Origin of the sequence: Bradyrhizobium sp. SZCCHNRI2009 (assembly GCF_032485115.1) — a bacterium.
In the GTDB taxonomy this organism is placed as follows: domain Bacteria; phylum Pseudomonadota; class Alphaproteobacteria; order Rhizobiales; family Xanthobacteraceae; genus Bradyrhizobium.
Map to the genome: position 1 here is coordinate 176735 of NZ_JAUEUH010000003.1, position 17604 is coordinate 194338.

General features: G+C 66.3%; 21 protein-coding genes and 1 tRNA gene. 2 read left to right on the plus strand and 20 right to left on the minus strand.

Annotation, left to right across the window (positions count from 1 at the left end; translation table 11 throughout):
• Positions 1-6 precede the first annotated feature (6 nt).
• The 6 genes from QX041_RS12735 to QX041_RS12760 all read right to left on the minus strand — a co-directional run bounded on the left by QX041_RS12735 (position 7) and on the right by QX041_RS12760 (position 6404).
• Positions 7-780 (minus strand): SDR family NAD(P)-dependent oxidoreductase, encoded by a 774-nt coding sequence (locus tag QX041_RS12735; RefSeq protein WP_315716337.1) that lies wholly within the window; start codon positions 778-780, stop codon positions 7-9.
• A 47-nt stretch (positions 781-827) separates the two neighbouring features.
• Positions 828-1835 carry an ABC transporter ATP-binding protein gene (locus tag QX041_RS12740; protein WP_316165552.1) on the minus strand — a complete coding sequence of 336 codons (1008 nt, stop codon included), beginning with the start codon at positions 1833-1835 and terminating at the stop codon, positions 828-830.
• A gap of 14 nt (positions 1836-1849) precedes the next feature.
• Positions 1850-2680, minus strand: a complete 831-nt coding sequence (locus QX041_RS12745; protein ID WP_315716339.1) for a carbohydrate ABC transporter permease — start codon at positions 2678-2680, stop codon at positions 1850-1852.
• Between the two features lie 2 nt (positions 2681-2682).
• Positions 2683-3555 carry a sugar ABC transporter permease gene (locus tag QX041_RS12750; RefSeq protein WP_315826533.1) on the minus strand — a complete coding sequence of 291 codons (873 nt, stop codon included), beginning with the start codon at positions 3553-3555 and terminating at the stop codon, positions 2683-2685.
• Between the two features lie 406 nt (positions 3556-3961).
• Entirely contained in the window at positions 3962-5293 is a 1332-nt protein-coding gene (locus tag QX041_RS12755; protein ID WP_315716341.1) for a sugar ABC transporter substrate-binding protein, read from the minus strand.
• Between the two features lie 163 nt (positions 5294-5456).
• Positions 5457-6404 (minus strand): sugar-binding transcriptional regulator, encoded by a 948-nt coding sequence (locus QX041_RS12760; protein ID WP_315826532.1) that lies wholly within the window; start codon positions 6402-6404, stop codon positions 5457-5459.
• A 328-nt stretch (positions 6405-6732) separates the two neighbouring features.
• On the opposite strand from QX041_RS12760, the gene QX041_RS12765 reads away from it, so the two are divergent.
• Both QX041_RS12765 and QX041_RS12770 read left to right on the plus strand, forming a co-directional pair.
• The gene (locus tag QX041_RS12765; RefSeq protein WP_316165553.1) at positions 6733-7026 is read left to right on the plus strand and encodes a hypothetical protein; all 294 of its coding nucleotides are present in this window, start codon (positions 6733-6735) and stop codon (positions 7024-7026) included.
• Between the two features lie 116 nt (positions 7027-7142).
• Entirely contained in the window at positions 7143-7553 is a 411-nt protein-coding gene (locus QX041_RS12770; RefSeq protein ID WP_315716344.1) for a flagellar basal body rod protein FlgC, read from the plus strand.
• 30 nt (positions 7554-7583) lie between these two features.
• On the opposite strand, the gene QX041_RS12775 is transcribed toward QX041_RS12770, so the two are convergent.
• The 14 genes from QX041_RS12775 to murA all read right to left on the minus strand — a co-directional run bounded on the left by QX041_RS12775 (position 7584) and on the right by murA (position 17561).
• Positions 7584-7769, minus strand: coding sequence for a hypothetical protein (locus QX041_RS12775; protein WP_315751364.1), 186 nt, complete (start codon positions 7767-7769; stop codon positions 7584-7586).
• Positions 7770-7889: 120 nt separating this feature from the next.
• A complete protein-coding gene (locus QX041_RS12780; protein ID WP_315826530.1) occupies positions 7890-8207 on the minus strand; it encodes a hypothetical protein in 318 nt (105 codons plus the stop codon).
• A gap of 70 nt (positions 8208-8277) precedes the next feature.
• On the minus strand, positions 8278-8556 hold the full coding sequence (locus QX041_RS12785) for a hypothetical protein (protein ID WP_315826529.1): 279 nt from the start codon (positions 8554-8556) through the stop codon (positions 8278-8280).
• Between the two features lie 133 nt (positions 8557-8689).
• Positions 8690-9442: an aquaporin Z gene (gene aqpZ / locus QX041_RS12790; protein WP_316165554.1), complete on the minus strand. Its 753-nt coding sequence runs from the start codon at positions 9440-9442 to the stop codon at positions 8690-8692.
• A gap of 1255 nt (positions 9443-10697) precedes the next feature.
• A complete protein-coding gene (locus tag QX041_RS12795; protein ID WP_315751360.1) occupies positions 10698-11003 on the minus strand; it encodes a HigA family addiction module antitoxin in 306 nt (101 codons plus the stop codon).
• An 11-nt stretch (positions 11004-11014) separates the two neighbouring features.
• Entirely contained in the window at positions 11015-11296 is a 282-nt protein-coding gene (locus QX041_RS12800; protein ID WP_315751358.1) for a type II toxin-antitoxin system RelE/ParE family toxin, read from the minus strand.
• A 771-nt stretch (positions 11297-12067) separates the two neighbouring features.
• Positions 12068-12143 (minus strand) — tRNA-Phe (locus QX041_RS12805).
• A 174-nt stretch (positions 12144-12317) separates the two neighbouring features.
• Complete coding sequence (yacG, locus tag QX041_RS12810; RefSeq protein ID WP_315828013.1) at positions 12318-12524, minus strand: DNA gyrase inhibitor YacG; 207 nt, start codon at positions 12522-12524, stop codon at positions 12318-12320.
• A gap of 51 nt (positions 12525-12575) precedes the next feature.
• A complete protein-coding gene (locus QX041_RS12815; protein WP_006613056.1) occupies positions 12576-13205 on the minus strand; it encodes a Maf-like protein in 630 nt (209 codons plus the stop codon).
• 181 nt (positions 13206-13386) lie between these two features.
• Positions 13387-13857: an arsenate reductase ArsC gene (locus QX041_RS12820; protein WP_316165555.1), complete on the minus strand. Its 471-nt coding sequence runs from the start codon at positions 13855-13857 to the stop codon at positions 13387-13389.
• 54 nt (positions 13858-13911) lie between these two features.
• On the minus strand, positions 13912-14418 hold the full coding sequence (locus QX041_RS12825) for a UPF0262 family protein (protein ID WP_315717869.1): 507 nt from the start codon (positions 14416-14418) through the stop codon (positions 13912-13914).
• Positions 14415-15710 carry a histidinol dehydrogenase gene (gene hisD, locus QX041_RS12830; RefSeq protein WP_316165556.1) on the minus strand — a complete coding sequence of 432 codons (1296 nt, stop codon included), beginning with the start codon at positions 15708-15710 and terminating at the stop codon, positions 14415-14417. The genes QX041_RS12825 and hisD overlap by 4 nt, the downstream gene beginning before the upstream one ends.
• Positions 15711-15797: 87 nt before the next feature.
• On the minus strand, positions 15798-16247 hold the full coding sequence (locus QX041_RS12835; RefSeq protein ID WP_316165557.1) for a DUF2948 family protein: 450 nt from the start codon (positions 16245-16247) through the stop codon (positions 15798-15800).
• A 24-nt stretch (positions 16248-16271) separates the two neighbouring features.
• The gene (murA, locus tag QX041_RS12840; protein WP_316165558.1) at positions 16272-17561 is read right to left on the minus strand and encodes a UDP-N-acetylglucosamine 1-carboxyvinyltransferase; all 1290 of its coding nucleotides are present in this window, start codon (positions 17559-17561) and stop codon (positions 16272-16274) included.
• Positions 17562-17604: the final 43 nt, after the last annotated feature.

Consider the following 17604-nt stretch of genomic DNA (forward strand, 5'->3'; position numbering starts at 1 on the left):
GCGAGCTTACCAGCAAGTGTAGCCGCCATCGACAACGACGACGCTGCCGGTCATCAAACTTGCGGCTTCCGAGGCCAGGAACAGCACCACCGAGGCGATCTCCTCGACCTGCCCCATCCGTGCCATCGGGGTTCCACCGATCCAGGCGTCGTACATCCGCGGATTGCTCTTCACGAAGGCGTTCAGCGGCGTCTCGATATAGGTCGGCGCGACCGCGTTGACGCGGATGCCGCGCGCGCCCCATTCGGCAGCCAGCGACTTGGTCAGATGGTGCACCGCAGCCTTGGACGCGTTGTAGAAGCACTGCTCCTGCGGCTTGTTGACGATGAAGCCGGACATCGAGCCGATGTTGACGATGGCGCCACTGTTGGCCGCCAGCATGTGCTTGCCGAAGGCGCGGCAGCACCAGAAGGTGCCGTTGAGATTGACGTCCAGCACGTTCAGCCAGTGCTCGTCGGTGACGGTCTCGGCCGGCGTCTCGCTGCGCGCGATGCCGGCATTGTTGACGAGGATGTCGATGCCGCCGTAGCGCGCGACCAGATCGTCGGCCACCTCGTTGACCTGAGCCGAGTTGGTGACGTCCATCAGCGCGGTCTCGGTGTCATAGCCCTTGGCCTTCATCGCCGCCTGCCCGTCCGCCGCCGCCTTGGCGTCGCGATCGGCGATCACGACATGCGCGCCCGCCTCCGCCAGCGCCTCGACGCAAGCCAGGCCAATGCCCTGCCCGCCGCCGGTGACCAACGCGGTCTTGCCGTTCAGTTTGAATTTTTCGAGATACATCGTCGTGGTCCGTTGTTGTCGTTGACGCCCGGAGGGGACGTCACCTCTCATGCGAAGATCGAATTGCCGCTCTCGTCGAAGCGGTAGATGCGGCTGGGCTCGGGCCGCAGCGTCACAGTGTCGCCGGCACCGAGTCGTTTCTCGCCGACGACGCGCACGGTGAGCGTCCCGAGCGCGCCGGCATCGACGTAGAGAAAGGTGTCGCTGCCGAGATGCTCGGCGATCACCACCTTGCCGGTCCAGCCCTCGCCGCCGTCGTCGACGACCGCGACATGCTCGGGCCGCACGCCGATCGTGGTCGCATGGTGTTTGTCCGCTTCCGCGCCGGTGATGAGGTTCATCTTCGGCGAGCCGATGAAGCTGGCGACGAACAGATTGGCGGGGCGCTGATAGAGCTCGATCGGCGAGCCATATTGCTCGATGCGGCCGGCGTTCAGCACCACGATCTTGTCGGCCATGGTCATGGCCTCGACCTGGTCGTGCGTCACGTAGATCGCGGTGGTGCCGAGCTGCTTCTGCAGCCGCGTCACCTCGAGCCGCATCTGCACGCGCAGCGCGGCATCGAGATTGGACAGCGGTTCGTCGAACAGGAACGCTTTGGGCTCGCGCACGATGGCGCGGCCGATCGCGACACGCTGGCGCTGGCCGCCGGACAGCTCGCGCGGCTTTCGATCGAGATAGGGCGTGAGGTTCAAGGTGGCCGCGGCCGCCTCGACCTTCTGGTTGATCTCGGCCTTGGGCAGCCCGGCCATCTTCAGGCCGAAGGCGATGTTGCCGCGCACGCTCATATGCGGATACAGCGCGTAGGACTGGAACACCATCGACAGGCCGCGCTTGGCCGGCGGCACATCGACGACATTGTTGCCGTCGATCAGGATCCGTCCGCCGGAGACGTCCTCGAGCCCCGCGATCAGCCGCAGCAGCGTGGTCTTGCCGCAACCGGAGGGGCCGACGAACACCACGAAGGCGCCGTCGGGAATGTCGAGATCGGCGCCCTTGATGATGTGGACCGGCCCGAACGATTTCTGCACACCTTCCAGCGTGATCCGTCCCATGGTCAGCCCTTTCGTTACTTCACTGCGCCGAAGGTCAGCCCGCGCACGAGCTGCTTCTGGCTGAACCAGCCGATGATCAGGATCGGCGCGATCGCGAGCGTGGAGGCCGCCGACAGCCGCGCCCAGAACAGGCCTTCCGGGCTCGAATAGGACGCGATGAAGGTCGTCAGCGGCGCCGCATTCAGGGTCGACAGGTTCAAGGTCCAGAACGCCTCGTTCCAGGCCAGGATCAGGTTCAGGAGAAGGGTCGAGGCCAGCCCCGGGATCGCCATCGGCGTCAGCACGTAGATCAGCTCGCGCCCGATCGTGGCGCCGTCCATCCGCGCTGCTTCCAGGATGTCCTTCGGGATCTCCTTGAAGTAGGTGAACAGCATCCAGATCACGATCGGCAAATTGCCGAGGCACAGGATGAAGACCAGCCCGGTGCGGGTGTCGAGCAGACCGAAGTTCTTGTAGATGAGATAGATCGGCACGAGCACGCCGACCGGCGGCATCATCTTGGTCGAGAGCATCCAGAGCAGGATGTCCTTGGTGCGCTTGGTCGGCGCAAACGCCATCGACCACGCCGCAGGGATCGCGATCAGCATCGCGATCAGGGTCGAACCGCCGGCGACGATCAGCGAGTTCAGCGCGTGGTGCAGATAGTCGCTGCGCTCCTGCACGGTGACGTAGTTCTCGGTGGTCCAGTGGAAGAACAGGAACGACGGCGGCGTCGCGAACGCCTCCAGCTCGGTCTTGAAGCTCGCCAGCACCATCCACAGGATCGGGAAGAAGATCACGAAGCCGGCGAGCCAGGCGGCTAGCGTCGCGATCGCGACATGACGTCCGGTGACCTTGCGCGCCATGGTCAGGCCTCCAGATTGCGGCCGACGATGCGGACCAGGAAGAAGGCGACGATGTTGGCGATGACCACCGCGACGAGGCCGCCGGCCGAGGCGGTGCCGACGTCGAACTGGATCAGCGCCTGAGAATAGACCAGGAAGGCGATATTGGTGGTCTGCAACCCCGGCCCGCCGCCGGTGGTGACGAAGATCTCGGCGAACACCGTGAGCAGGAAGATGGTCTCGATCAGGATCACCACCGTGATCGGGCGCGCCAGATGCGGCACGGTCAGATAGATGAAGCGCGACACCGCGCCGGCGCCATCCATTTCGGCGGCCTCCTTCTGCTCCTCGTCGAGCGACTGCAGCGCGGTCAGCAGGATCAGGGTCGCGAACGGCAGCCACTGCCAGGCGACGATGAAGATGACCGCGAGCAGCGGCGCGTCGGTGAACCAGTCGATCGGCGTCAGCCCCAGCGAGGTCGCGATCCAGGCGAACAGGCCGGACACCGGGTGCATCAGCAGGTTCTTCCAGACCAGCGCGCTGACCGTCGGCATCACGAAGAACGGCGCGATCACCATCAGACGGATGATGTTGCGGCCGATCACGGGCTGGTCGAGCAGGATCGCGAGGGGAATGCCGAGACCGATGGTCAGCAGCAGCACCGAACCGACCAGCACCAGCGTATTCTGCAGCGAGGCGAGGAAGGCGGGATCGGTGAGGAAGTAGGTGAAGTTCTCGAAGCCGACGAAGCTCTCCGAGCCGGGATCGAGCAGGCTGTAATGCAGGGTCGAGAAATAGATCGTCAGCGCCAGCGGCACGATCATCCAGATGAACAGCAGGATGACCGCTGGCGACATCAGCGCGCGGGCGAGGAGTTGCGTCTGTCTGGTGGCCATTGCCGCTGTCCATTTGCTCGATGAACACTGCCGTCATTGCGAGCGAAGCGAAGCAATCCACAATCACGGGGGGACTTTGGATTGCTTCGTCGCCTTCGGCTCCTCGCAATGACCACGCCGCCGTGAGAATAAAGCCTCGGGCTCGGTGCACCTCGCCCCGCCCGCGGGGAGAGGATTGCATCGGCAGATGCAATCCGGGTGAGGGGGACTCTCCGCGAGCGCGGTATTCGTGGAGAGTCCCCCTCACCCCAACCCTCTCCCCGCAAGCGGGGAGAGGGAGCGCACCGTCGTCCGGGCGAGAGCTCGAACAACGTTGGAGAGAAAATGCGGCCATCCCTGTGGGGAGGGATGGCCGCCAGTGATCAGCTCGGGAGGAGTTTCGTGTCGAGCTGATAACTTTGCGCGCCTATTTGATGTAGCCGGCGCGCTTCATCTCGCGTTCGGTGGAGGACTGTGCCGCCGCGAGCGCCGCATCGACGGTCATCGAGCCGGCCAGCGCAGCGGAGAACTGCTGCCCCACCGCGGTGCCGATGCCCTGGAATTCAGGAATCGCGGCGTATTGCACGCCGACGTAAGGCACCGGCTTGACCGTCGGCTTGTTCGGATCGGCGGCATCGATCGAGGCCAGGGTCAGCTTGGCGAACGGCGCGACCTTCAGGTACTCCTCGTTCTTGTAGAGCGAGGTGCGCGTGCCCGGCGGCACGTTGGCCCAGCCGTCCTTCGACGCGACGAGCTTCAGATAGTCCTTGCTGGTCGCCCAGGCGATGAACTTCTCCGCCGCCTCGACCTTCTGCGAGCCGGCGGGCACCGCGAGGCTCCACGCCCACAGCCAGTTGGCGTTCTTGCCGAGGCCGGTGTTCGGCGCCAGCGCGAAGCCGACCTTGTCGGCGACCTTCGACTCCTTCGGGTTGGTCACGAACGAGGCCGCCACGGTCGCGTCGATCCACATCGCGCATTTGCCGGAGTTGAACAGCGCGAGGTTCTCGTTGAAGCCGTTCGAACTGGCGCCGGGAGGGCCGGCCTCCTTCATCAGCTCGACATACGTCGTCAGCGTCTTCTTCCATTCCGGCGTGTTGAACTGCGGCTGCCATTTCTCGTCGAACCAGCGCGCGCCGAACGAATTCGACATCGCGGTCAGGAACGCCATGTTCTCGCCCCAGCCGGCCTTGCCGCGCAGGCAGATGCCGTACACGCCGCCCTGCTTGTCGGTGAGCTTCTTGGCGGCGTCGACGACGAAGTCCCAGGTCGGGCTCTCCGGCATCTTCAGCCCGGCCTTGTCGAACAGGTCGGTGCGGTACATCACGAACGAGCTCTCGCCGTAGAACGGCGCTGCATAGAGCTTGCCGTCGACCGACACGGCGTCCTTGATCTTGGGCAGGATGTCGCCCGCATCATAGTCGGCACCGAGCTTGTCGAGCGGCACCAGCCAGTTCTTCTTGGCCCAGATCGGCACCTCATAGGTGCCGATGGTGAGGATGTCGAACTGGCCGCCCTTGGTGGCGATGTCCGTCGTCACGCGCTGGCGCAGCACGTTCTCTTCCAGCGTCACCCATTTCACGGAGATGTCGGGATTGGCCTTGGTGAACTCGCTGGTGAGGCCCTGCATCCGGATCATGTCACCGTTGTTGACGGTGGCGATCGTCAGACTCGTCTCCGCCAGTGCGGGCGCATGTGTCAGCAGCGTGGCGGCGCCCAGCAGGGCGGCAAGCGTGCTCGTCCGAGTGAAGATGGTCTTCACGGTCTCCTCCCATTCCCGCGGTTATTGAATATATGCTCACGGGCTGGGCTGATGTTCACAACACTGATCGGGCTTTGTCAAGCATGCGCCGGCGCCCACAGGTTGTGCGGCGCGACAGGAATCCGATCTTTGATAGAACAATGCGCAGCAGCGCCGCGGGCCTTCACGCCAGGATGGCGCGCGCCGTGGCCTCGTCGGTGATCAGGCCGTTGATGAGCCGCCCGGTCAGCGCGGCGCGGATGGCCGGGATCTTCGCCGGTCCCAGCGCCGCCGCGATCGTCATCGCGCGGGCCGGCACCTCGGGCGGAATGCTGGTGAGCCTGCGGTTGGTGCCGCCGGCGATCACCCTGCCGTTGGCGTCATAGGCCCACCCGGTGATCTCGCCGATGGCCCCGAGCCGCATCATCTCGGTGAGCTCGTCGCGGGTGACGAAGCCGTCGACATGCATCTGCGCCTTCTGGTCCATCTGGCCGATGCCGACCAGCTTGAGGTCGGCCTTGTCGGCGACCGCCTTGACCTTGGCGATGGCATCGAGCCGGACCATGCGGTCGCGCTCGTCCTCGGTGCCCATCAGGAACGGCAGCGGCATCGGATAATGCCGCGCGCCGGTGCGGTCGGCGAGCCGGCCGACGGTGTCGAAGAAGCTGGCGGAGCCGTCGGCCAGGATGTTGCCGACCAGCGAGACGATCTGGTGCTCGGGCCGGTCGACCGGCGAGACGCGCTCGACCGCGGCGCGCACCGCCCGGCCCGTGCCGAGCGCGATGATGACCGGCGTCTCGGCGCGCAGCGTCGTCTCCAGCAGGTTGGCGCAGCGTTCGGCGATCCCCGCCGCGCCGGCCGGCGCGGCCGGATCGGTCGGGACCACCTCGCAGTGCACCAGCGCGAAGCGCGCCTTGAGCTGCGCGGCCAGCGCCATGCACGAGGCGATCGGATGCTCGAGCCGGAACGTGATCAGCCGCTCGGCAAGGCACAGCGACACCAGCCGCTGCGCCGAGGCGCGCGACACCTGCAGCATCCGGGCGATCTCGTCCTGGGTATGGCCCGCGATGAAGTACAGCCAGCCGGCGCGAGCGGCATCGTCGAGCCGTGATTTGTCGCTGTCGCCCGCCATGACGCCGAGCCGGCCTCCCTTTCAGAACACGTCTTCCCGGCCGAGCGCGGCCCGACGCTGATCGGCCTGCACTATGCCATGGCGCTCACGGCGCCGGGGACCGAGGCGCGCCACCATCCCCAGGAGGAACGCGGCAGGGTCATCCAGACCAGATCATATGCTCTGATCGTGGGCAATAGCCCAATCTCGGCAGGTTGCGCCCAGCGTCGCGGATCCTCGCTCGGCGCACGACGGCTGCGCATCCCCGCGGGATGCGGCGGCTCGGCCGGCCGCTTAGCTCGGGGGCATGGCCCTCCCCTCTCTCGTCCGCCCCCACCGCGCCGCTCCGGTGTTCGTCTGCCGCAATTGCCTGAAGCGCAGCGATGACCCCAAAGCATTGAACAAGGCCTTGAAGAAGGCCCTCAAGCACGCGCTGGAATCCCGCGGCAGCCCCGGCAACCGCGCAGGCGAGAAGCCCGCCCGCGTCATCGCGACGAGCTGCTTCGGCCTCTGCCCGAAGCGGGCGGTCGTGGTCACCGGGGGCGTCCACGCGGCACGCGGCGAATATGTGCTCGTCTCCGCAGCCATGGATGTGCCCACCGCCTTGGCGCTGCTGCGCGACGATCCAAACGGGCCGCGTTGAGTTCGTGATGGTGAACAAAACCTTGAGCCGGACGCTCGAGTCTCATCGGCGGTCTTGACACTTGCTTGGTGCGCCGCGGGCTTAGCTGGCGCATCACGTCATCAGCAAGCGCCGCCATGAGTCCCACCGCCACCATCGCAGTCTCCGGCATGCAAGCCGCCTCGCGCCGGCTCGAGGTGTCCGCCTCGAACGTCGCCAATGCCAGGAGCACGGGCGCGCTGCCCAATGCCGACGGCACGCTGCCGGCCGGCGCGCCGAAGGCCTACGACCCGCTCGAGCTGGTGCAGAGCGACGTCGCCGGCGGCGGCACGCAGACGACCATCACGCGTTCGAGCTCGGGTACGTCCGCGAGCTACGATCCCACCGCGCCGTTCGCCAACAAGGATGGCCTCGTCGCCGCGCCCAATGTCGATCTCGCGCAGGAGATGATCAGCCAGCTCGTCGCCAAATACAGCTTCGCCGCGAACGCGAAAGTGCTGAAGGCGAGCGACGAGATGAGCCGCACCGTGATCGACATGAAGGTGTAGGCCGGCCTCGATAGCCCGGCGTCTCCCGCGTCAGCGCGAGAATACGGCGACTAGCCAGTGGATCAGCGTGGCACCGCCAATAGGCGCGACCATAAGCAGCATCATGTTGAAGCCGATCAGCACGAGCAGCAGCTTTTCACGCCGCGGCGACAGCCGTCGCTTCGGCGGCTCCGGCTTCGGATCATGCGGCCAGTGGCCGGGCAAGTCGACGAACATTGCGGCCCTCACCTGTCGCTGCAGAACGCCGGAGCGGGCGGACCGGATGCCCCTGCGGACGACGAGCATCGTAGCACGGCGAGATCATGGAGACGACCGACAGCGCGTCCTGCGCCGTGCTCACGCGGTGTCCTGACCCAGCTCGGCCAGCACCCCTGGCTCCACCAGCAGCCCCTGCCGCTCATAGCGCCCGCGCGTCCGGCTGAAGCGCACCACGACCGCATGGCGTTTGCTCTTCGCCTTGGCCCTCCGCGACAGCAGCGCGTTGCCGGCGGGCAGAAACACGAGATCGCCGAGACCGACGCATGAGAGACACGCCGGACCGCCATCCTCCATCATGAGGACATCGCCGGTCCCGCCGCAGCGATGACAGCTCCAGCCGTCCCGCGCCGGCGCGATCGCCACCAGCTCCGGCGCCCGGCTCGCCTTCACTGCCACGCGCTCGCGCTTCTTCTCGGAGAGCGCCGGCGAGACCCAATGCGTCCGGAACAGCTCTTCAAGTTGCGGATCATTGCTGCGGCTGAACCGCAGCGGCTGCCGGCTTGGCGTCTGTGCGACATAGGCGGTCTCGCTCGGGCTCGGCCCCTTGGATGCGCGGGAGACCGGAGCGTGTGACCTCCTCCAGCGACCCAACCTGCCCACGCCGCCACTGCTCCAGCAGCGACGCATCGAGCCAGCCGAGGCCACAGAACAGGTCGGCGACGCTGACGTAATGCTGGTCGGCCAGCAGCGCCTCGGCCACCCTGGCGACCCGATCGGACAGCGGCTCGTTGTTCCTCCGGCTCATCACGACACCTGCAAAATCGTGCACGCTGACAAGGCGCGCATTATCCAGCAGAGCCGACCGCGATCAAGAGCGGCGCGACCACGGCATCGGCCACGCCGTGACGCGGCCCGATCCAACTGCGTGGGGAGATCTCCTAGGCGCTTTTCGCGACCGCGCCCTGCCCCGTCCGCTCGCCGGTCACCTCGCCGGCCGGCTCCGGGCTCAGCCAGCGATAGATGAAGCCGCCGGCCGCGCCGCCGAGCAGCGGCGCCACCCAGAACAGCCAGAGCTGCGCCAGCGCCCAGCCGCCGACGAACAGCGCCGGCCCGGTGCTGCGCGCCGGGTTCACCGAGGTGTTGGTGACGTGGATGCTGATCAGGTGAATGAGCGTCAGCGCCAGCCCTATCGCCAGCGGCGCAAACCCGGCCGGCGCCTTGCCATGGGTCGCGCCCATGATGACGAACAGGAACATCATCGTCAGCACGAACTCGCTGAGCAGGCAGGCCCCGAGCCCATATTTGCCGGGCGAATGCTCCGCATAGCCATTGGCGGCAAAGCCGCTCGCCGTGCTGAAGTCCGGCGCCCCGCTGGCGATCGCATACAGCACGGCCGCGCCAACGATGGCGCCGACCACCTGCGCGATGATGTAGGGCACGATCAAGCTGGTCGGGAACCGCCCGCCGCACGCCAGCCCCACCGTCACGGCCGGGTTGAGATGGCAGCCCGAGATGTGCCCGATCGCATAGGCCATGGTCACCACGGTGAGCCCGAACGCCAGCGCCACGCCGAGCATGCCGATCCCGACATCCGGCACGCCGGCCGCGATCACCGCACTGCCGCAACCGCCGAACGTCAGCCAGAACGTCCCGATCGCCTCCGCCACGAGCTTGTTGTTGTTGCCGTTCATCATCGCCTCCCTGGGTGCGTGTGATTGGCTGGAGCCTGCCTCTCCCGTCAATGGAGAAGATGATCACTTCGACAACCTGGAGTCAAAGGCGGATTCGCGGTCGGCCGTGGGATGCCTGAGACTTTGAGTCAGAAAGAGTCCGACCGTTCGTAGTTCGTAGGGCGGATGAGCGAAGCGTCATCCGCCAGCTTACGCTGCTTGCCAACAGTCGTCGGCGCTCATTCCTGGCGGAAGCTCGTTCCTGCCGTGAACCAGCTTGATCGGCGAGGGGTTGCTCATCGAGCTTGCGGCCGACGGTCCAGGCCGACATCGATGATCCCGCATAGCGGATGACGCTCCGCTCATCCGCCACGTGCTATCGATTCTGCCGACACGCCGGCGAGAGCATCGGCACGTTCGCCCACGGCCAATTGTGCCAGCGCCCATCTTCGCCGACGCAAGCGGAGGATGTCGGAGGCGGGTTCGTTGTCGCATCCGCGGATGCGTCAAGCGCGGCAAACCGGTGGTCGACATAGGTCGTGGACACGTACCCCGCGACGGTCACCACCAGAACGACCGCAAATCCCTTGGCTGAGTCACTCCAGCGCATGTCATCACCTCGCGTGTTCGGCGTGCCAGGACCACATGGGACGACATTGACGCGCCATCGCGTGGCGGGCTGTGAGAAAGATCACATCGACGTCTAGCCCTGCCCCGACAAATATTGACCTACATCAATACGCGAATGCAAAATTGAACTTAAAGTTGCAACGATAATAATGAAGAGTATTTGAAATGAAGAATTCAACCAAAAGGAGCGTCAAACGCGGCCTCGCTACAAAGAAGACCTCCGCTACCAAGAAGGCCTCCACTGCAAAGAAACAAACCAAGAAGGAGTTTCCTGAGATAAGGTGCGGAGAGCCGTGTCCAAAGTGTGGCCGTGCATGCAACAAAAAAGAAGGGCATTCAGGAAATCACCGTGATTCCGGAGTGCACACTTGGTAACGAATTCGACGTTACATGCACACCGGCACGCCTCGTTCTCTTGGTCGTTTGAGGTCCGCCCTGAACTTGGACCTGATTGCTGACATCGTGACGGTCGAAACTCCCTCAATCATCTTCGTCAGTTCGCGTGTCGTGATGCTCGGGTGAGATTGCGTCTTTGATTTTCGTTTTGATAGCACCCGCGCTCTCGCGAGTTTCAAGCTGCGCATTGCGGTGACGCTGCATGAAACTCCGGGCCGCAGTGCGCGACCGCTCGGCGGCCGTGGCCCGGTCACGCCGCTCGCGGCTTGTTCACCGTCTCGATCCGGTCGAGAGTCTTGCCGAGGTCGCGCTTCGCGATCTGGACGTCATAGTCCGTCTGCAGGTTGAGCCAAAGCTCGGGCGTCGTGTCGAGCGCCTTGGCGAGCCGAAGCGCGGTGTCGGCGGTGATGCCGTTCTGCTCGCTCGCGATCCGCTCGATTCGTGTCCGCGGCAGGCCACACACCTTGGCGAGAGCGCCCGCGGAGATCCCGAGAGGATCGAGGAACTCCTCCCGCAGAACCTCACCGGGATGCATGGGTTTCAGCTTCTTGGTCATTGCAGTGCCTCTTAGTGATAGTCCACGACCTCGACGTCCGCCGGACCTTCCGCCGTCCAAACGAAGCACACCCGAAATTGATCATTGATGCGAATCGAATGCTGCCCCTGACGATCCCCCGTCAGCGCCTCCAGCCGATTGCCCGGAGGCGATCGCAAGTCGCGGAGATCGGCTGCAGCGTTGAGGTAACGCAGCTTCCGGCGGGCCACTTTTGACAGATCCGACGGAAAGCCCTTCGGGTTCTCGCCGTCGAAGACAGCCTCGGTGATCTTGTCGCGGAAGCTTCTGATCATGTGCCAACGTATGTATCATTTAATGATACATACGTCAAGCAATGGCGATGTCTCTGAGCTGCTCGCGCTGTTTCTGCCAACTCGTATGTCGGCCAGCGTATCCCAGCCCTGTACAAACTGCCCGTCGTGCTGATTCCCCTTGGGTCGTCGGGCAAATCACCTGCACATTTCCCGCCATCCCGCCCGCACTGAGAGGGGCGCATCGCGATCGTCACGAGACGTTGCGGCGGGGAGCGGTGGCCGCGGGGCGACGCAGCATCTCCTTTGGGGTGCGGACGAACGTCGTTCCGTGGACGGTCAAGCCGTGTGGTCCCGACACCCCGATGCTGGTGTCTTGGTCGGCGACATCCCGATGACGGGGGCAAGCAAGCCCGGTCCCCTGGGAGAGCGCGGAGCAGCCGTTCAAACCATCGCGCAGGGAAGGCCGGGTTGTTTCCGGCTGAGCCTGTGGTTCCTGCCCCGTGCACTTCTTTCGCACGGGGGCCATGGGTGCCAGTCGGCACTCGGCCTTCCCTGCGCCCTCTCAATTGATGAGGACGCTCACATGCAGCGGAGCTCGGGCCAATCCAGCCGCGAGGTTGCGAGCGCATGGGCGCGAGCTACGGCGACGAGCGGCAGGCTGTTTGACAAGGTTGATCGGAGATCAGAGAGCGGGTCTCAAGCGAGACTTGGGGGCTCAAACGCCCGGCTTCGCCAAGAGGCTTCGCCGGGCACGCTTCGCCCGTTGGGCTACAGCGCGGCTGCGCCACGCGTAGCCCAACGGGCGAAGCGTGGTGCCCAGGGGCGGAATCGAACCACCGACACTGCGATTTTCAGTCGCATGCTCTACCAACTGAGCTACCTGGGCAGGTCTCGTGAAGGGCAAAAAAGCCCGGCGAGCCGGCGGGTTATAGTCAGAGCAGGCGGCGCTGTCTACCGCCCTGAGGCGAAGTTTTCACATTCCTTTCGCAGTTGCGCGGAAGGCCCCGGGGCCGCCGCCGGACGGCCGGCTCCGCTGGGGCAAAGCCATGAAAACACGGCCCTATTCGACGTCGTCCTCGTCGCCCTCGGTGGCCGGGATGACATAGGAGCCGCTGAGCCAGCGATGCAGGTCGACGTCGCGGCAGCGCGGCGAGCAGAATGGGCGGACGGCCGCGGCTGCGGGCCGGCGGCAGATCGGACAGCGGCCGGCGGGCTTGGCGGAGGCGGCGGATGGGGAGCTGGTCGAACGGGTCGATTCTTGGGACATGGCCGCTATCTAGGCGCCCGCGACGCGCGATGCACCTCCTCAAGGATGGCGTCAGACGCCGACGGTGTTGAGCCAGCCGAAGCGGATCGGAAAACCCTCGCCGGCGAGCAGGGTCGTGGTCTCGTAGAGCGGCAGGCCGACGACGTTAGTGTAGGAGCCGACCATCTTGACCACGAACGAGCCGGCGATGCCCTGCACGGCGTAGCCGCCGGCCTTCCCCCGCCATTCGCCGGAGCCGATATAGGCCTGGATGTCGTCCTCGCTGAGCCGCTTGAAGCGGACGCGGGTCTCGACCAGGCGCTGGCGGAACGCCTCCTTCGGCGTCACCAGGGTGATTGCGGTGTAGACGCGATGGTTGCGGCCGGACAGCAGCCGCAGGCACTGCGAGGCCTCGTCGACCAGATTGGCCTTCGGCAGGATGCGGCGGCCGACCGCGACCACCGTGTCGGCGGAGATGATGAAGGCGCCGCGCAGCTCGTCGTCGAGCTGGACGGATTTGAGCGCGGCATCGGCCTTGGCGCGGGCCAGCCGATTGGCGCAGGCGCGCGGCAGCTCGCCACGCTTCGGCGTCTCATCGACGTCGGCCGGGCGCAGCGCGTCGGGCTCGATGCCGGCCTGATTGAGCAGCGCCAGACGCCGCGGCGAGCCGGATGCAAGAACGATTTTGGGACGGCCGAGCATGCTGATTTCGCTGGGGGATTCGGAAGCGGCGGGGCGTGCGCGCGGAACCTATCGGAAGGGCTGCCATTCCACAACCCGAAGGCTGCGACAAGGCTGCGACGAGCCTGCTCTACGGCGCGAATTTGAGCGGGGGACGACGTTGGTATTTCGGTTCGATGACACCTGCGGTGGAACCGGGAACCTACAAGCCCGCCGGACCGGGCTTGCCGAAACGCTTGCGGATCCGCGTGAACAGCCCGTCGCAGACCTCGCGATAGGCCGCGAGCTTCTGCTCGCGATTGCCGTCGGTGCCGGTCGGGTCGGGCGTCGGCCAGTATTCGACGTCGGCGGCGATGGTGCGGGTCAGCTCCAGGGCCCTGTGATGGGCCTCGGGCGAGAGGGTGATGATGAGGTCGAAATTCAGCCCCTCCCAGTCCTCGAGCTCCTCGAAGGTGGTCGGCTTGTGCTGCGAGATGTCCTGGCCGAGCTCGGCCATGACAGACACCGCGAACGGATCGAGCTCACCCTTCTTGACGCCGGCGGAGCGGACATAGAGCGCCTGCGGATACATCTGGCGCAGCAGGCTCTCGGCCATCGGCGAGCGGACGCTGTTCTGGCCGCAGGCGAACAGCACCGCCTGCGGCTGGCGCGCGCGCGGCGGCCCCTCGGCCATGCGCCTAGGCGCCCTTGGCCGAAAGCTGGGACGCGCGCGTGGCGGCCCGCGGCATCACTGGCCCTCGCCCTTCCAGTGCAGCACCGTGATCAAAGTGAACAGCCGGCGCGAGGTCTCGAAATCGACCCGCACCTTGCCCTTCAGCCGCTCCTGCAAGGTGCGCGAGCCCTCGTCATGGATGCCGCGGCGGCCCATGTCGATGGCCTCGATCTTGTCGGGGGTCGCGGTGCGGATCGCCTGGTAGTAGCTGTCGCAGATCATGAAGTAGTCCTTCACGATCCGCCGGAACGGCGACAGCGACAACAGATGCGTCACGACAGGCGTGCCATCCTCCTTGCGGATGTCGAACATCAGCCGGTTGGCGGTGATGCCGAGATGCAGGGTGAAGGGACCGGCGCCGTCGGCGCCCTCGGGCGCGAACAGGTTCTCCTCGACGAGGTCGTAGATCGCGATCGCCCGCTCATGCTCGATGTCCGGACCGGAGCGGCCGATCGACTCCTCGTCGAGCGTCACCGCCACGATGCGATTGGTCCGGTCGTCGCCTGGCGGGTGCTGGGTCATGGCAGATTGAGGCGTATTCCCACGGAGCGTGAATGGGCGTCGAGACCCTCGGCCTTGCCCAGAGTCATCGCCGCTGGCCCCAGCGCGCGCAACTGCTCGGGGCCGCATTTCAACAGCGACGTGCGCTTCATGAAGTCGAGCACACCGAGACCGGAGGAGAACCGCGCCGAGCGCGCGGTCGGCAGCACGTGATTGGAGCCGCCGACATAGTCGCCGATCGCCTCGGGCGTGTGCGCACCAAGGAAGATGGCGCCGGCATTGCGGACACGGGCCGCGAACGCGTCGGGATCGGCCGTCATGATCTCCAGATGCTCGGCGGCGATGGCGTCCGCCAGCGGCACGGCCTGGTCGAGATGCTCGACCTCGATGATGGCACCGAAATCGGCCCACGACGCGCCGGCGATCGCGGCACGCGGCAGGGTCTTGAGCTGGCCCTCGACGGCGCGGGCGACATCATCGGCCAGGCGGCGGCTGTCGGTGATCAGGATCGATTGCGCGCTGGCGTCATGCTCGGCCTGGGCGAGCAGATCGGCGGCGATCCAGTCGGCATTGCCGCTGTCGTCGGCGATGACAAGCACCTCGGAGGGGCCGGCGATCATGTCGATGCCGACCTTGCCGAACACCAGCCGCTTGGCGGCGGCGACATAAGCATTGCCCGGGCCGACGATCTTGGCGACCGGGGCGATCGTCGCGGTGCCATGTGCCAGCGCCGCCACCGCCTGGGCGCCGCCGACGCGGTAGATCTCGGAGACGCCGCCGAGATGGGCGGCCGCCAGCACCAGCGGATTGAGCTTGCCGTCCGGCGCCGGCACCACCATCACGAGCCGGCCGACGCCGGCGACCGTGGCGGGAATGGCATTCATCAGCACCGAGGACGGATAGGCCGCGGTGCCGCCGGGGACGTAGAGACCGGCGGATTCGATCGCGCTCCAGCGCCAGCCGAGCTCGACGCCGGCTTCGTCGGTGAAACGCTGGTCGGCCGGCAGCTGCTTGAGATGAAACGCCTCGATGCGGTCGCGGGCGAATTTCAGCGCATCCAAGGTCGCGGCGTCACAGGCCTTGAAGGCGGCCTCGATCTCGGCGGCCGTCACGCGCAGCGAGGAGGCATCGAGCTCCAGCCGGTCGAACTTGCGCGTTGCCTCGAGCAGCGCCGCATCGCCACGCCGGGCGACGTCGTCGACGATGGCGCGGGCGGCGGCTTCGACGTCGGCGGAGGTCTCGCGCTTGGCGGCGAGAAACCGCCGAAACTGGGTGTCGAAATCGGTGCTGGCGCGGGACAGGCGAATGGGCATCTCTGGCACTTTCCGAAGGGGTGGCTGCCCCCGACCTCCTGCTCAATGGCGCGGCAGCGCGGGGCCGTCAACCCTTTGAACCGGCGCCTACCCGGTCAGCGGCGGGACGCCTTCGATATCGCTGGTGCCGAGATCGTCCTCGCCAAGATCGGTCAGCTCGCATTCCAGACATTCGACGTCGAGCCGCAATGCGCCGCCGTGGGAGAACAGCAGCAGCGCGCTGCCGGCGGGCGGCTCGGCGCCGGCATGGAATTCGATGCCGATCAGCTCCAGCACGGCCGCGGGCGCGGCGAGGTCGATGCGGCGCGACTTGCAGGCCAGCACCCGGTCGAACCGCAACGCCGCGAGCAGCCGGCGCGGCTCGCTCTCACCATGCAGCGCCTGATCCCAGTCGAGCCGGTTCATGCCGATCACCAGCCGCTTCTCGGCCTGGCGCCAGATGATGTCGGCCGCGTGCACCCGCGCGTCCTGTACATGGGCGGAGATGACGGCGAGATCGTCGGCATCGAGCGCGATCAGTTTGAGCCGGTCGGTCACGGTCTCATCCTCTTGGCAGCGCCTTCACTCGCGGATGCGCTCGATCGTGGCGCCGCAGGCCTTCAGCTTGTCCTCCAGCCGCTCGAAGCCGCGATCGAGATGGTAGACGCGATTGATCATGGTTTCGCCTTCCGCAGCAAGCCCGGCAATGACCAGCGACACCGAGGCGCGCAGATCGGTCGCCATCACGGGCGCGCCGCGCAAATGAGAGGTGCCCTCGATCCGCGCGGTCTCGCCGTCGAGACTGATACGCGCGCCGAACCGTGCGAGTTCCTGCACATGCATGAATCGGTTCTCGAAGATGGTCTCGGTGATTGCCGAGGCGCCCTGCGCGCAGACCATCAGCGCCATCAGCTGGGCCTGCAGGTCGGTCGGAAAACCGGGGAACGGCGCGGTCGTCACCTGCACCGGGCGGATGCCGTGGCCGTTTCTGACGACACGGATGCCCTCGGCGTCGCTCGAGATCTCGGCGCCGGCCTCGGTCAGCACGTCGAGCGCGGACTGCAACAGCTCCGGCCGCGCGCCGGCGAGCCGGACATCGCCGCCGGTCATCGCCGCGGCGATCGCATAGGTGCCGGCCTCGATGCGGTCGGGCAGCACGGTGTGACGCGCGCCGTGCAGAGACGCCACGCCCTCGATCTCGATGCGTGGCGTGCCGGCGCCAGAGATGCGCGCGCCCATCTTGTTGAGACAGTCGGCGAGATCAGAAATCTCCGGCTCGCAGGCGGCGTTATTGATGACGGTCGTGCCCTTGGCGAGCGCCGCGGCCATGACCGCGACATGGGTGCCGCCGACGGTGACCTTGGGGAAATCGATCGTGCCGCCGCGCAGGCCGCCCGGCGCCTTGGCGACGACATAGCCGGCATCGATCTCGATGCTGGCGCCGAGCTTCTCCAGCGCCATGATCAGGAGATCGACCGGCCGCGTGCCGATGGCGCAGCCGCCGGGTAGGGACACCCGCGCCTCGTGCATGCGCGCCAGCAGCGGCGCGATCACCCAGAAGCTGGCGCGCATCCGCGACACCAGTTCATAGGGCGCCGTGGTGTCGATGATGTTGGCCGCCGAGATCTGCAAGGTCTGACCCTGGTATTGGCCATCGCCGGGACGCTTGCCGACCGACATGATGTCCACGCCGTGATTGCCGAGGATGCGCTGCAGCTGCGCGACGTCGGCCAGGCGGGGGACGTTGTCCAGGATCAGCGTCTCCGGCGTCAAAAGACCCGCGATCATCAGCGGCAGGGCGGCGTTCTTCGCGCCCGAAATCGGGATGATGCCGTGAAGCGGGTTGCCGCCGACGATGCGAATGCGATCCATGCTGGTCCTGCTGGGCTGGCCGGGAAATTGGGCTAAGGTCGGC

What these genes read in the sequence shown, in the direction of transcription:
- QX041_RS12735 (WP_315716337.1), bottom strand. Translation starts at nt 780, where the DNA reads ATGTATCTCGAAAAATTCAAACTGAACGGCAAGACCGCGTTGGTCACC.
- QX041_RS12740 (WP_316165552.1), bottom strand. Translation starts at nt 1,835, where the DNA reads ATGGGACGGATCACGCTGGAAGGTGTGCAGAAATCGTTCGGGCCGGTC.
- QX041_RS12745 (WP_315716339.1), bottom strand. Translation starts at nt 2,680, where the DNA reads ATGGCGCGCAAGGTCACCGGACGTCATGTCGCGATCGCGACGCTAGCC.
- QX041_RS12750 (WP_315826533.1), bottom strand. Translation starts at nt 3,555, where the DNA reads ATGGCCACCAGACAGACGCAACTCCTCGCCCGCGCGCTGATGTCGCCA.
- QX041_RS12760 (WP_315826532.1), bottom strand. Translation starts at nt 6,404, where the DNA reads ATGGCGGGCGACAGCGACAAATCACGGCTCGACGATGCCGCTCGCGCC.
- QX041_RS12770 (WP_315716344.1), top strand. Translation starts at nt 7,143, where the DNA reads ATGAGTCCCACCGCCACCATCGCAGTCTCCGGCATGCAAGCCGCCTCG.
- QX041_RS12775 (WP_315751364.1), bottom strand. Translation starts at nt 7,769, where the DNA reads ATGTTCGTCGACTTGCCCGGCCACTGGCCGCATGATCCGAAGCCGGAG.
- QX041_RS12785 (WP_315826529.1), bottom strand. Translation starts at nt 8,556, where the DNA reads ATGAGCCGGAGGAACAACGAGCCGCTGTCCGATCGGGTCGCCAGGGTG.
- aqpZ (WP_316165554.1), bottom strand. Translation starts at nt 9,442, where the DNA reads ATGAACGGCAACAACAACAAGCTCGTGGCGGAGGCGATCGGGACGTTC.
- QX041_RS12795 (WP_315751360.1), bottom strand. Translation starts at nt 11,003, where the DNA reads ATGACCAAGAAGCTGAAACCCATGCATCCCGGTGAGGTTCTGCGGGAG.
- QX041_RS12800 (WP_315751358.1), bottom strand. Translation starts at nt 11,296, where the DNA reads ATGATCAGAAGCTTCCGCGACAAGATCACCGAGGCTGTCTTCGACGGC.
- yacG (WP_315828013.1), bottom strand. Translation starts at nt 12,524, where the DNA reads ATGTCCCAAGAATCGACCCGTTCGACCAGCTCCCCATCCGCCGCCTCC.
- QX041_RS12815 (WP_006613056.1), bottom strand. Translation starts at nt 13,205, where the DNA reads ATGCTCGGCCGTCCCAAAATCGTTCTTGCATCCGGCTCGCCGCGGCGT.
- QX041_RS12820 (WP_316165555.1), bottom strand. Translation starts at nt 13,857, where the DNA reads ATGGCCGAGGGGCCGCCGCGCGCGCGCCAGCCGCAGGCGGTGCTGTTC.
- QX041_RS12825 (WP_315717869.1), bottom strand. Translation starts at nt 14,418, where the DNA reads ATGACCCAGCACCCGCCAGGCGACGACCGGACCAATCGCATCGTGGCG.
- hisD (WP_316165556.1), bottom strand. Translation starts at nt 15,710, where the DNA reads ATGCCCATTCGCCTGTCCCGCGCCAGCACCGATTTCGACACCCAGTTT.
- murA (WP_316165558.1), bottom strand. Translation starts at nt 17,561, where the DNA reads ATGGATCGCATTCGCATCGTCGGCGGCAACCCGCTTCACGGCATCATC.